This is a genomic window from Enterobacter sp. JBIWA008 (genome assembly GCF_019968765.1).
Lineage (GTDB): Bacteria > Pseudomonadota > Gammaproteobacteria > Enterobacterales > Enterobacteriaceae > Enterobacter.
In genome coordinates, this window is record NZ_CP074149.1 from 173,735 (window position 1) to 187,205 (window position 13,471).

General features: G+C 53.8%; 13 protein-coding genes. 5 read left to right on the plus strand and 8 right to left on the minus strand.

What is annotated here, in order from left to right; translation table 11 throughout:
• Nucleotide 1: 1 nt before the first annotated feature.
• The 4 genes from KGP24_RS00860 to rfaD are packed head-to-tail and all read right to left on the minus strand — an operon-like array spanning nt 2 to nt 4,062.
• Nucleotides 2-1,090: a glycosyltransferase family 9 protein gene (locus tag KGP24_RS00860; protein ID WP_223562065.1), complete on the minus strand. Its 1,089-nt coding sequence runs from the start codon at nt 1,088-1,090 to the stop codon at nt 2-4.
• Nucleotides 1,091-1,093: 3 nt separating this feature from the next.
• On the minus strand, nt 1,094-2,077 hold the full coding sequence (rfaC, locus tag KGP24_RS00865) for a lipopolysaccharide heptosyltransferase RfaC (protein WP_223562066.1): 984 nt from the start codon (nt 2,075-2,077) through the stop codon (nt 1,094-1,096).
• A 3-nt stretch (nt 2,078-2,080) separates the two neighbouring features.
• Nucleotides 2,081-3,127, minus strand: coding sequence for an ADP-heptose--LPS heptosyltransferase RfaF (gene rfaF / locus KGP24_RS00870; RefSeq protein ID WP_223562067.1), 1,047 nt, complete (start codon nt 3,125-3,127; stop codon nt 2,081-2,083).
• Between the two features lie 2 nt (nt 3,128-3,129).
• A complete protein-coding gene (rfaD, locus tag KGP24_RS00875; RefSeq protein WP_223562068.1) occupies nt 3,130-4,062 on the minus strand; it encodes an ADP-glyceromanno-heptose 6-epimerase in 933 nt (310 codons plus the stop codon).
• Between the two features lie 215 nt (nt 4,063-4,277).
• Here rfaD and kbl point away from each other — a divergent pair, with 215 nt between their 5' ends.
• On the plus strand, nt 4,278-5,474 hold the full coding sequence (kbl, locus tag KGP24_RS00880; RefSeq protein WP_032644420.1) for a glycine C-acetyltransferase: 1,197 nt from the start codon (nt 4,278-4,280) through the stop codon (nt 5,472-5,474).
• A gap of 9 nt (nt 5,475-5,483) precedes the next feature.
• The gene (tdh, locus tag KGP24_RS00885; protein ID WP_023309906.1) at nt 5,484-6,512 is read left to right on the plus strand and encodes an L-threonine 3-dehydrogenase; all 1,029 of its coding nucleotides are present in this window, start codon (nt 5,484-5,486) and stop codon (nt 6,510-6,512) included.
• A gap of 37 nt (nt 6,513-6,549) precedes the next feature.
• On the opposite strand, the gene KGP24_RS00890 is transcribed toward tdh, so the two are convergent.
• Nucleotides 6,550-7,638: a glycosyltransferase family 9 protein gene (locus KGP24_RS00890; protein ID WP_223562069.1), complete on the minus strand. Its 1,089-nt coding sequence runs from the start codon at nt 7,636-7,638 to the stop codon at nt 6,550-6,552.
• A gap of 295 nt (nt 7,639-7,933) precedes the next feature.
• Between KGP24_RS00890 and KGP24_RS00895 the strand changes: the two genes are divergently transcribed.
• The gene (locus KGP24_RS00895; RefSeq protein ID WP_223562070.1) at nt 7,934-8,734 is read left to right on the plus strand and encodes a glycosyltransferase family 2 protein; all 801 of its coding nucleotides are present in this window, start codon (nt 7,934-7,936) and stop codon (nt 8,732-8,734) included.
• Here the strand turns inward: KGP24_RS00895 and KGP24_RS00900 are convergent, their stop codons facing one another.
• From KGP24_RS00900 to gpmM, 3 genes are read right to left on the minus strand one after another with little or no spacing between them, the layout of a single operon-like run.
• Entirely contained in the window at nt 8,735-9,667 is a 933-nt protein-coding gene (locus KGP24_RS00900; RefSeq protein WP_223562071.1) for a divergent polysaccharide deacetylase family protein, read from the minus strand.
• 3 nt (nt 9,668-9,670) lie between these two features.
• Complete coding sequence (envC, locus tag KGP24_RS00905) at nt 9,671-10,930, minus strand: murein hydrolase activator EnvC (RefSeq protein ID WP_245403348.1); 1,260 nt, start codon at nt 10,928-10,930, stop codon at nt 9,671-9,673.
• A 33-nt stretch (nt 10,931-10,963) separates the two neighbouring features.
• Nucleotides 10,964-12,508, minus strand: a complete 1,545-nt coding sequence (gpmM, locus tag KGP24_RS00910) for a 2,3-bisphosphoglycerate-independent phosphoglycerate mutase (RefSeq protein ID WP_059347340.1) — start codon at nt 12,506-12,508, stop codon at nt 10,964-10,966.
• 247 nt (nt 12,509-12,755) lie between these two features.
• Between gpmM and KGP24_RS00915 the strand changes: the two genes are divergently transcribed.
• Together KGP24_RS00915 and grxC are read left to right on the plus strand one after the other, a co-directional pair.
• Complete coding sequence (locus tag KGP24_RS00915) at nt 12,756-13,187, plus strand: rhodanese-like domain-containing protein (protein WP_023309913.1); 432 nt, start codon at nt 12,756-12,758, stop codon at nt 13,185-13,187.
• An 11-nt stretch (nt 13,188-13,198) separates the two neighbouring features.
• Complete coding sequence (gene grxC / locus KGP24_RS00920) at nt 13,199-13,450, plus strand: glutaredoxin 3 (protein WP_010426371.1); 252 nt, start codon at nt 13,199-13,201, stop codon at nt 13,448-13,450.
• The last annotated feature ends 21 nt before the right edge of the window (nt 13,451-13,471 follow it).

Sequence of the window (13,471 nt, forward strand, 5' to 3'; positions counted from 1 at the left end):
TTTACGCCTCTGGTAATGCTTTTTTATTTATGGTCGTTAATAAACTCACTATGTTATCCATATCAACGTCGTCTATAGCAAAAAGTTTTTCTTTCGGCTGGCTGAAGTAATAACGTGTTTCAAAAACGTAGGAGTTAATGTTTTCATCATTACCAATCAACAGAACGTTACCAAGAGGGCGTTGTTCATAATGGCAGCAAGGTCCAAATAACATAACTACCGGCACCCCCACTGCATCGGCAATGTAGATATTCCCCGAGTCAGACGCGATGTAGCAATCCATTTTAGAAATGGCCCACGGCAGCTCTTCAAGCGAGATTTTGCCGATCAGATTAATAAAGTTGGGCAGTTCACCATAAGCGCGGGTGATGTCATCCATCCACGATTGTTCATTCGGCGCGCCAAAGACATAAAACTCGCAGCGCAGGTCGGCGAGGCGATCTGCAATTTGCTTCCAGATGACCGGCGGAACGGTTTTCGCTTTATTTCCGGCGGCTACGCTGATGCCAATGCGGATCACGCCGGGTTTATCGAGGATTGCTGGATAGGTCGCGGGTTTGAAAAGTGGCTTTGTGGCGTGCTTTGGCGAGTCTTGCCAGGTTAAGGCGCGATCGGCCAGTTTGAGATAGTTCGTTACCGACAGCGTCTTTCGACCGTGTTCAACGGTACCGTCTGCCGTTGCATAGAAAATACCGTGATACCACCTGCGCGTGTAAGTGCTTAAAAACTGTTTGTTTTTAGCATTACACACGGACGCGAAAAAGAGGTTCACACTGTTAGGTTGCAGGAGATAGACATTGTCATAGCGGTTCATGATCCGGCAGGCGAAGACCAGCTTTCGCCACAGGTTACGCTTATGCTGCTCGATAAAAAAAATCTCGTCGATCGTCTCATCATGCTTCGCCAGCGCACCCACGCTACGGCTGATGAGTACGTCGCTTTTTTGCAGGTATGCAAGGAGGGGCGTGGCATTAACAAAATCACCGATTTTTGCTGTCTGAATGACCAGGTTTTTACCTGTCTGTTTACTGAACAGCTTCCGGATAAGCTTCACCGGAAAGAGTAAAATCAGCAGAAATACATAACTCATGCGTTAGATATCCCTGTTGGAAAGCCAACGGCTACACTGTAAAAATGAAAAAATAGCATCTGCGCTGATATCCTTCGTTTGCTGGGTCGGGCTGACCATCTGATGCTGGTTTTTGCCGTAACCCCCGATCAATCCGGGATCGGTCGGGCCAAAAATCGTAATATTAGGACGATCCAGCGCCGCGGTTAAATGGCTTAATCCGGTATCAACGGAAACAACAGCATTTGCCCCCGCCAGCTGTGCAGCAACCTGCGCCAGCGTGAGTTTCGGCAATACCTCGACGTGCGAAAAGCCTGCTGCCAGACGCTCTGCTCGCTGCCGCTCATGTTCAGCGCCCCAGGGCAGTTTAATATGGATGCCGGTGGGTTGCATTAGTTCAATCAGGCTTCGCCAGTGCGTTTCCGGCCAATGTTTATCGTCGCGCGTTGTGGCATGCAGGAAGACAAGATAAGGCTGAACACAGGGATCTGTATTGCGCAAAAAGTGCTGCGCAATGGCGTAGTCGCCCTGGGTTTCCGGTTTCGCATAGCCCAGGCTTTTTGCAAACAGCTCCCGTGTACGTTCGACAGCGTGCTGCTGCTTTGCTATGTGGTGGCGACGGTTATAGAACAGGCTTGCCAGCGGTTCGCGGGCGGTTTGCCAGTCCAAACCGTGCTTTACGCCGTGTGCCAGGCGCGTCACCAGCGCGGCGCTTTTAACCAGACCCTGGGCGTCGATGATTGCATCGTAGCGCTGAGCCTGCACCGCCTCGCGAAAGGCTTTGCGCTCGGCTTTAATCGGCGCGGAGAACCAGGCTTTACGCCAGCGGCGGATTGCCACCGGGATCACGCGGTCAACCGCTTCATGCCAGGTGGGGATCTGCGCGAAGCCTTCTTCCACCACCCAGTCAAAACGAATGCCGGGAATGGCCCGCATGGCGTCCGTCAATGACGGCAGCGTATGCAGAACATCGCCCATTGAAGAGGTTTTAACGATCAGTACCCGCATTCGTTATCCTTCTTCGCTCAACAGCAGTTCGTTAAGCTCTTCGAGAACGCGCTCTGGCGTAATGTCGATCAGACTCTGATGATAGCCTTCTGCCGCATCGCCTTTACGGACCTTGTGATAGCCGGTGATCAAACGAATCACGCGCGCTTTATGGGACAGCGGCGGCGTGAAGTCCGGGCTGCTTGGGCCGTACAGCGCAACCAGCGGGCGGTTCAGCGCGGCGGCGACGTGCATCAGGCCCGAATCGTTACTCACCACAGCCTTACAGGCGGCAATCAGAATAACCGCCTGTTCAAGCTGCGTTTCTCCCGCCAGGTTGCGGCACCAGGCCTGCTGTTCGTTGCTCAGCGTGGCGAGTATTTCGTTGCCCGCTTCGTGGTCTTTCGCCGAACCGAACAGCACAACCTGATAGCCTTCGTCGATCAGCTGTTTTGCCAGCTCGGCGTAGTGATAGTGCGGCCAGCGCTTTGCCGGGCCGAACTCTGCGCCAGGGCAGAAGCCGATCATCGGACGTTCCGCTGAAAGGCCAAACGCGTTACAGGTCTGCGATTTCTCGCCGTCATGCACCTGCAGCTGCGGCCAGAGTAGCGGCTGCGGCAGGTCTTTCGCGCTGCGCATTACGCCTTTGTCATAGGCCAGCGCCACATAGCGCTCCACCATCAGCGGCCAGGCCTCTTTATCCAGCACCCGCGCGTCGTTCAGCAGGCCGTAGCGCATTTCACCGCGCCAGCCGGTGCGATGTGGAATGCCCGCAAAAAAGGGCACCAGGGCGGATTTAAAGGAGTTTGGCAGGACATACGCGCGATCGTAGCGCTTCTCGCGCAGGCTATGACCGAGCTTGCGGCGTTCGCCAATTTCCAGCGCTCCGTGGCCGAGCGGCATCGGGATAGCCTCATTCACTTCCGGCATACGCGACAACAGCGGACGGCACCACGCGGGTGCCATCACGTCAATTATCGCCTGGGGATAACGCGCCTTGAGCGTGCGATAGAGACTTTGCGACATCATCATGTCGCCCACCCATGACGGGCCGATCACCAGAATCTTCATACTTACGCGTCGCGGTTCAGCCAGGCCATATATTCCGTTACGCCTTCCGCAACGGTCTTGAACGGCTTATCGTAGCCTGCGGCGCGCAGGTTGGTCAGGTCAGCCTGGGTGAACGCCTGGTAACGGCCTTTCAGCTTGTCAGGGAACGGGATGTACTCGATGCTGCCTTTTTTGTGATACGCCAGCGTTGCGTCAGCCACTGCCTGGAAGGATTCCGCACGCCCAGTACCGAGGTTGAAGATGCCGGATACGCCGTTTTCCAGGAACCACAGGTTTACTGCGGCAACGTCGCCCACGTAAACGAAGTCGCGCTTAAAGCCGTCGCTGCCTTCGAACAGTTTCGGGCTTTCGCCGTTATTCAGCTGGGTATTCAGGTGGAACGCCACGCTAGCCATGCTGCCTTTGTGGCCTTCGCGTGGTCCGTAGACGTTGAAGTAACGGAAGCCGACGATTTGCGAGTTCGCTTCTGGCAGAACCTGACGCACGTACTCGTCGAACAGGAATTTAGAATAACCGTAGACGTTCAGAGGCTGCTCATATTCGCGGGACTCGATGAAGTCCGAGGTGCGGCCGCCGTAGGTTGCCGCGGAGGAGGCGTACAGGAACGGAATTTCACGCTCCAGGCAGTAGTGCAGGATCTCTTTAGAGTACTGATAGTTATTGTCCATCATGTACTTGCCGTCCCACTCGGTGGTGGAAGAACACGCACCTTCGTGGAAGATGGCTTCGATCTCGCCGAACTCTTCGCCTGCCATAATCTGGATAAGGAAGTCTTCTTTATCCATGTAATCAGCAATGTTCAGATCCACCAGGTTGACGAACTTGGTGCCGTCTTTCAGGTTGTCAACCACCAGGATGTCGGTGATGCCTTTGTCATTGAGAGCCTTAACAATATTGCTGCCGATAAAGCCCGCGCCGCCGGTAACGATGATCATAACTGTAACCTTTGAAGTGTGGAGTCCGGGGACAATCCCGGACGCTAATGTCTCTATCATATCATTAGTATGGCTGCCCTTCAGCCATTCACCTTCACTGCGCAGGGGTACGCGTGATTTATGCTGCAAAAACGACAAGAGATGACGTGTCATCTCGTCATGAACTATAGGTTTGGGTAATATGTCCCGAAATTTGCCGAGTCTGGAGAATTGCAATGCGTGGTGATTTTTACAAACAGTTAAACAGCGACCTCGAGACCGCACGTGCGGAAGGGTTGTTCAAGGAAGAGCGTATTATCACGTCTGCCCAGCAGGCGGACATCACCGTTGCCGACGGCAGCCATGTGATCAACTTTTGTGCGAACAACTACTTAGGTCTTGCAAATCACCCTGAGCTGATTGCCGCTGCAAAAAACGGCATGGACACCCACGGTTTCGGCATGGCCTCCGTACGCTTTATCTGCGGTACGCAGGACAGCCATAAGCAGCTTGAGCAAAAGCTGGCGAGCTTCCTCGGAATGGAAGACGCGATTCTGTACTCCTCCTGCTTCGACGCCAACGGCGGTCTGTTTGAGACCCTGCTTGGCGCTGAAGATGCGATTATCTCCGACGCCCTGAACCACGCCTCCATCATCGACGGTGTACGCCTGTGCAAAGCGAAGCGTTTCCGCTACGCCAACAACGACATGGTTGAGCTGGAAGCGCGCCTGAAAGAGGCTCGTGAAGCGGGCGCTCGCCACGTGCTGATCGCCACCGACGGCGTGTTCTCCATGGACGGCGTGATCGCCAACCTGAAGGGCGTGTGCGATCTGGCGGATAAATACGACGCGCTGGTGATGGTCGATGACTCTCACGCGGTCGGTTTTGTCGGCGAAAACGGCCGCGGTTCCCACGAATACTGTGACGTGATGGGCCGCGTGGATATCATCACCGGTACGCTTGGCAAAGCGCTCGGCGGCGCGTCCGGCGGCTATACCGCCGCGCGCAAAGAGGTGGTGGAGTGGTTGCGCCAGCGCTCCCGCCCGTATCTGTTCTCCAACTCCCTGGCGCCGGCTATTGTTGCCGCCTCCATCAAAGTGCTCGAGATGGTGGAGTCCGGCGCTGAGCTGCGCGACCGTCTGTGGTCCAACGCCCGTCTGTTCCGCGAAAAAATGAGCGCCGCAGGTTTCACCCTGGCCGGTGCTGACCACGCGATCATTCCGGTCATGCTGGGCGATGCGGTCGTCGCGCAGCAATTTGCCCGCGAGCTGCAGAAAGAAGGGATTTACGTCACCGGGTTCTTCTTCCCGGTGGTGCCAAAAGGTCAGGCGCGTATCCGCACCCAGATGTCTGCGGCGCATACGCCTGAACAAATTGAACGTGCGGTGGAAGCCTTTACCCGCATCGGCAAACAGCTGGGCGTAATTGCCTGAGGACGTGTGATGAAAGCGTTATCCAAACTGAAAGCGGAAGAAGGGATTTGGATGACCGACGTGCCGGAACCGGAAGTCGGTCATAACGATCTGCTGATCAAAATTCGTAAAACCGCCATCTGCGGTACTGACGTTCACATCTACAACTGGGACCAGTGGTCGCAGAAAACCATTCCGGTACCGATGGTTGTCGGTCACGAATATGTCGGTGAAGTGGTGGGTATCGGCCAGGAAGTGAAAGGCTTCCAAATTGGCGACCGCGTCTCCGGTGAAGGCCATATTACCTGCGGCCACTGCCGTAACTGCCGCGGCGGGCGTACGCACCTGTGCCGTAATACCATTGGCGTGGGCGTAAACCGCCCGGGCTGCTTCGCGGAATACCTGGTGATCCCGGCGTTTAACGCGTTCAAAATCCCGGACAATATCTCTGACGACCTGGCCTCCATCTTCGACCCGTTCGGCAACGCGGTACACACGGCGCTCTCCTTCGACCTGGTCGGTGAAGACGTGCTGGTCTCCGGCGCGGGCCCAATCGGCATTATGGCCGCTGCGGTGGCGAAGCACGTGGGCGCGCGCAACGTTGTAATCACCGACGTGAACGAATACCGTCTGTCCCTGGCGCGTAAAATGGGCGTTACCCGCGCGGTGGATGTCTCGAAAGAGAGCCTGACCGACGTGATGGAAGAGCTGGGCATGACCGAAGGTTTTGACGTGGGTCTTGAGATGTCCGGTGCGCCACCGGCGTTCCGCACCATGCTCGACACCATGAATCACGGTGGTCGTATCGCGATGCTGGGTATTCCGCCGTCAGACATGTCTATCGACTGGAACAAAGTCATCTTCAAGGGGCTGTTCATCAAGGGCATCTATGGCCGCGAGATGTTCGAGACCTGGTACAAGATGGCGGCGCTAATCCAGTCCGGTCTGGATCTGTCCCCGATTATTACTCACCGCTTCTCCATCGATGAGTTCCAGCAGGGCTTCGACGCGATGCGTTCCGGCCAGTCGGGGAAAGTGATCCTGAGCTGGGATAAGTAATCAAAAAGGGGCCTCAGGCCCCTTGTCATTATGCGGCTTAGCTATCCTGGCTCAGCTTATTCAATACTTTGGCCGAAATGTCATTAATATCAATTTTATTATGGCGCTTATCATAAATAAGTTGTTCTGAGTGCTCACCGACAGGTGAAAAAATCGTATTCCCCTCAAAGTTTTTATTATGATCAAGCAGCATTGAAAAGTAGATGGCGATCAGGCTCTTATCAAATGCACAGGCAATATGTACGATGGCGGTATCAACAGAGACGACCAAATCAGCCTTTTTGATCAGCGTGATAGCATCCCAAAGTGATTTGAACCGACAAACCGTAATGTTCGCGTTGTCGAAGCTAAGATCTGCTAATTTCTTACCCTCACCAATGATAAATACGTGAGTGTCCTGGTGCTGTGCAATATCATGCGCCAGTTTTTCCAGCTGGGTCTTGGAAAGGCTGCGCTCGGAAACGCTTGCGAAAGGATTAAGCACCACGATTTTGTTCCCATCGTGGGGTTTCAGATAACGATCGATGAAATCCTCATGCTCGGGCACCACGGGTAATGAGTAGCGAAGGAAATCTGGCTTAACGTTCAAGACGTTAAGTATTTCCTTCTGTGGATGGGTAATATGAAACTCGGAATTTATGGGCAACATTAAGTTATAGGGTTTATCCAGCCAGCCACCAAATCCGATCGCATATTTATAATGGATTTTATGAAGAAGCTGAGTGTTGAATAACTCTTTTCTCTTCATCCATGAGTAATGACTTATTACTAAATCTGTATCAATGGTTTTCATTGCAGGTATATTGTTGATGTCGGCAATATAGACTTCATCAATATCCGTCATTTTTTCAAAAAGATCGCGATTTCGCTCCTCGACAATTACCTGCAATGTATAACCTGCTTCTTTAAGGCTACGCCAGGTTCCGGTATGGCATACCGCATCACCAATGCCGAGATCGACAAAAGGAAAAAGGATCCGCTTCACGCTGGAAACATCGATTTTTTCCTGCCGCTTGTCCTGTAATCGTCGCGATACGGAAAGTAGCGTTAATCGTCTTTTTAATTCTTTCGTTTTATGGTTTCGCTGCCTGTTAATTTCCTTTAAATATCCGATAATTTTCTTCATAATTGCGCTAAACCAAATTAATCAATTAAATTGCGGTTAGTATAATCTTAACGTTCGCGAAAAGAAATGATGGTAAAATCCGAGCGTGGGATTTGATTTTTTTATTATATTAAACAATGAGTTGGTTGATTTTTAGTTGGTGACGGTCTTTTGCCTTTCCCAGGGCGCAACAAATGCATTTCCGATCATGCGCACATTTTCTCGTAAATAATAACTGAGGTTCAGATCCGGAGATGACAGTAGAGATAGTTGGCGCTATCTTTTGAAAGCGACTTGATTAAGTTCGGGAGACCACATGTTCAGGCTAACCGTATGTCTTTTGACATACAACTCTGCTCGTTTGTTACATAAGGTTTTATGCCCTCTGATGCGTATTGCAGATGAGGTTATTGTTGTTGATTCCGGCAGTACAGATGAGACGTTAGCTATTCTTCAGGAATATGGCATTGCACCAATTTATCATCCGTATGCCATGCACGGTGAACAGATGAATATCGCGCTTTCACTGTCATCTAACGACTGGGTGTTGTGTATGGACAGTGACGAAATACTCGATGAAGACACTCTTCAGTATATTCTGGCGCTGAAGTCTGGAGCGGAGCCCTCGGCCGATTGCGGTTGGAGTCTTTCGCGCTACTGGTATGTATTAGGCGAGCAAACCCGAACTATCTACCCGGTCTCTTCACCGGATTATCCCTTGCGATTGTTCAATCGTCGTCATGTCAGATTTAACAATCGACCCGTGGATGATAAAGCGACTGGCGCAGCCAACGTAACGCGCATACCGGGCCATGTTCGGCACGATACCTTCTATTCTTTGCATGAAGTGTTCGCGAAGTTAAATGCCTATACGACTCGCGTCGTAAAATATCAGACGCTCACACCCTCCATAGCACGCGGGGTAGCCAGTGCTATTGGCGCGTTTTTCAAATGGTATTTATTTAGCGGCGCGTGGCGGCAGGGGAAAATTGGGGTGGTAACAGGGCTCTATGCCACCTTCTACAGCTTTTTAAAATATTTTAAAGCCTGGTACCAGCACCAGGAAAAACGAGAGTCCGTCGCCCGGGAGCCTACGGACTCTCATCTTGTCGAATAGCTACGCTTTTCTGCCCCAGCCCTGCCACTGGTGTTGGAAATACTGCACCAGCGTACTCTGGCTTACGCTTTCGCTAATTACCGTGAAGAAGCGGGTTGCATTCACCGGCTCAAGCGGCTGTTTCGCCTTGCAGTTTTTTACGCCGCTGAACGGATTACGTGGCTGCGTTGCCGGCGGTTGCGCATTGCCGGGGCGTGACGTATCCACCAGCGGCTCATTAAGGAGATCGCTCGGACGCACCAGTGTGATATCGGCAGGCAAGGTCGGCAGCATCTGCTGCAGGACGCGAACGGTTGACGGATGCGGGTGGCCGATGGCAATTGCGGAGCCATTGCGGCGGGCCAGCTGTACCGCGCGATTAAACTGCATGCGAATATCGGCTTCGTTCTGGGTATCATCCAGGAACACCTTGCGCTTAATCACCTTTACGCCCGTTCCCTGAGCAGCACGCATCGCCTGGCTGTTGCCGATGGTCATGCTGTCGAGGAAGTAGAGGTTGTAACGCTCCAGCGCCTGCATCACTTTGAGCATCCCGTACAGGCTTGATGTCATCGCGCTGCCCATATGGTTGTTCAGCCCTACGGCATACGGCACTTTATTGTAGGCGTCACGGATGATGCGCTCAATCTCCTCGCTGCTCATGTCCGGGCGCAGGGTATCTTTTTCCAGCGGCTGCTTGCTGAGCGGGGCCATGGGCAGGTGGATCAGCACCTGATGACCGCTGTTATGGGCTTTGGTCGCCATCTCACGCGCGTGGGGCGCATTCGGAAGGACGGCGACAGAGATGGCCGACGGCATCGCCAGCACCTGATTTTCATAGTGTGGACGATAACCGAAGTCATCAATCACGATAGCGAGTTTACCTGCGTATACCGGTGCAGCCAGCGCCAGCGCGCTGACGACGGTGAAAACCATTCGACGAAATTGAAGCAAAACTTATCTTCCCAACCACGGCTGTGGATTGACCGCCTGACCCTGGCGACGAATTTCGAAATAGAGTGACGGGCGGCCCTGACCGCCACTGCTGCCCACAAGGGCGATGGGTTGGCCTGCGCGCACCTGCGTGCCGACGCTGACCAGCGCGCTCTGGTTGTAGCCGTAAAGACTCATATCGCCTTTACCATGTTCGACCACCACCACCAGTCCGTAACCCTGCAGCCAGTCGGCCAGGATCACGCGGCCATCGGCAATGGCTTTCACTTCGCTACCTTCAGACGCACCGATAACGATCCCTTTCCAACGTAGCTCACCCTGCAGCTGTTCGCCATAGCGATGCAGAATTGAACCGCGAACGGGCCAGAACGCCTGACCGCGAGGCGAACCCAAACCGCCGGTACGCGACATCAGGGAACGTTCGCTTTCGCTTGGCTTGTAGGTGGTCCCTTTGCGGGAGGCTTCCTGCTGCTTGTCGCGAACGGCCTGCGCCTCGCGAGCCTCTTTTTCGGCGCGCGCTTTCGCCGCCGCTTCCGCACGGGCGATGCTGTTACGCAGTTTTGATTCGTTGGCGCGCATTTCGCTGAGCTGGCTCTGGCCTTCCTGAATGGAGGATTCCAGGCCGGCAAGGGTTTTCTTACGCTCGTTGCGCGCCTGCTCAAGCTTCGCCTGCTGGGCCTGCTGATCGTAGAGCAGCGTCTGCTGCTGGCTCTGCTTCTCTTCCAGCTCAGCTTTTTGCGTGGAGACCTCTTCGCGCGTCTGCTTCAGCTGCGCGATAGTCTCCTGGCGCGCCTGGTTGAGATAGCCAAAATAGGCCTGCAGGCGCTGGCCGCGCTGGCTCTCTTCACCACTGAGGATCAGCTGGAGTCCGGTATGTTCACCCTGGCGGAATGCGGCATCAAGCTGTGCGGCAAGATTGCGCTCCTGCGCATCACGCTGGCGCTCGAGCCTGGCAATCGACGCGTTCATCTCGTCGATCTGTTTATTCAACTGGGCGAGGGTGTTTTGTGTTTCACGGAGTTTACGCGTGGCGGCGGAGATTGCCTCTTCCTGCTGTTTAAGCTGGGCGAGCAGGGCGGCGCGCTGCTGCTGCTGCTGGCGTACCGCACGCTCTTTGGCGGCGATATCGGCCTGAATAGATTTCAGCTGGTCACGGTCATCCGCGTGGGCGGATGCGGCGCACAGCAATACGCCAGCGCTGAGTGCGCTGGCGTAAAACAGAGGTCTGACTGATAACCTAAGCGGCTTCACGACCCATGTGATTGAAAAAATCGCCTTTCCCCTCATGGGGATCGATTATTCCACGATGAACAGCGGCTTACCAGTCATCTCTTCAGGGATCGGCATACCCATCAGGGACAGCATGGTTGGCGCGATGTCAGAAAGCTTGCCGCCTTCCACTGCTTTCAGTGATTTATCACCCACATAAATCAGCGGAACAGGCAGGTTGGTATGGGCGGTGTGCGCCTGGCCGGTCGCCGGGTCGCGCATCTGTTCAGCGTTACCGTGGTCAGCGGTGATCAGCAGCTGGCCGCCAACGGATTCAACCGCTTTCGCAACCTGCTCAACGCAGTGGTCCAGCGCTTCAACCGCTTTCACTGCCGCTTCCATTACCCCGGTATGCCCCACCATGTCGCCGTTCGGGTAGTTACAGATGATGGTGTCGTACTTACCGCTCTCGATGGCCGCAACCAGTTTTTCAGTCAATTCTGCAGAGCTCATTTCTGGCTGCAGATCGTAGGTGGCCACTTTCGGGGAGTTGATCAAAATGCGGTCTTCGCCTTTGAACGGCTCTTCAACGCCGCCGTTAAAGAAGAAGGTCACGTGCGCGTATTTTTCAGTTTCGGAAATACGCAGCTGCGTTTTGTCGTTCTTCGCCATCCACTCACCGAAGGTATTGGCCAGCGAGGCCGGTGGGTAAGCGCATGGGGCTTTGATGTCTGCCGCGTATTCGGTCAGCTGGATGAAATCGAGATTTACCACTTTCTTACGGGCAAAACCGTCGAAGTCGCTGTTGACGAAAGCACGGGTAATTTCGCGCGCGCGGTCAGCGCGGAAGTTCATGAAGATCAGCGCGTCGCCATCTTCCATGGCGGCGTCGGCCTGGCCTTCAGCGCGGATAACGGACGCTTTCACGAACTCGTCGTTTTCATCACGAGCATAAGCCGCCTCAAGAGCTTCAACGGCGGTCGCGAACTGGAACTCACCTTTTGCCAGGGTCATCAGGTCATAGGCTTGTTCAACGCGATCCCAGCGGTTGTCGCGGTCCATGGCGTAGTAACGGCCAATAATGGACGCTACGCGGCCTTTACCCAGCGCGGCAAATTTCTCTTCGAAGGCTTGCAGAGAGCCTTTTGCGCTGCGTGGTGGCGTATCGCGACCGTCCAGGAAAGCGTGCAGATAGATTTTTTCCGCACCGCGTTCAGCGGCCAGTTCAACCATCGCCATGATGTGATCTTCGTGGCTGTGCACGCCGCCAGCAGAGAGCAGGCCCATAATGTGTACGGCCTTGCCAGCGGCAACGGCTTTATCGACCGCGCCAGACAGCGTTGGGTTGGAGAAGAAGGTGCGTTCTTTGATTTCAACGTCCAGACGGGTCAGATCCTGATACACAATTCGCCCGGCGCCCAGGTTAACGTGACCGACTTCGGAGTTGCCCATCTGGCGGTCCGGCAGGCCCACTTCCAGGCCAGACGCGTCAATCAGCGTATGCGGACGTTTTGCCCAAAGCGCATCCATGACCGGGGTTTTGGCGTTGAAAATAGCGTTATCCTGGCTATCTTCACGGTAGCCATAGCCATCCAGAATCACCAGTACCATAGGTTTTTTAGAAACCGACATTGCGACAACCTCATGCTCAAGAGTCAAAATTTGCGTAATTTTACTACAGCTGAATCGATCAAATAGCCGCAGAAGATCAAAGAAAGCGCAGGGGCAAGGTGTTCACCAGACCATTTTTAGGCATTTTTTTAGGTGGCATGCCGCAGAAAATGGATTAGGTTATGGTCGCTGGCTGTATTTGCCAGAACGCACAGGTATACTCCTGTCCTGGTTTTTTTTATCACTTAGTCGGGAGTAGTTACCCTCCATGCAAGAAATTATGCAATTCGTTAGCCGCCATCCGGTTCTGAGCATCGCGTGGATTGGCCTGCTGGCTGCTGTGCTGTTCACCACATTTAAGAGCCTGACGTCTAAAATTAAGGTTATCACCCGTGGTGAAGCGACGCGTCTGATCAACAAAGAAGATGCCGTCGTTGTCGATCTGCGTCAGCGTGACGATTTCCGCAAAGGTCACATTGCGGGCGCAATCAACCTGCTGCCAGCTGAAATCAAAGCGAACAACGTCGGTGAGCTTGAGAAACACAAAGCCCAGCCGATTATCGTTGTCGATGCGACCGGCATGCAGGCACAGGAATCTGCCAGCGCGCTTCATAAAGCAGGCTTCGAAAACGTAACTGTGCTGAAAGAAGGTATTTCCGGCTGGAGCGGGGAAAATCTTCCTTTGGTACGCGGTAAATAAGGAGTTCAGTCATGGCCAATATTGAGATCTATACCAAAGCGACGTGCCCGTTCTGCCATCGTGCGAAAGCGCTGCTGAACAGCAAAGGCGTCACGTTCCAGGAACTGCCGATCGACGGTGACGCGATTAAACGCGAAGAGATGATCCAACGTAGTGGTCGCACGACGGTTCCGCAGATTTTTATTGATGCGCAGCACATTGGCGGCTGTGATGACTTGTATGCGCTCGACGCCCGTGGTGGACTCGATCCGCTGCTGAGCTAAGAGACTTTAGGACAATTAAAA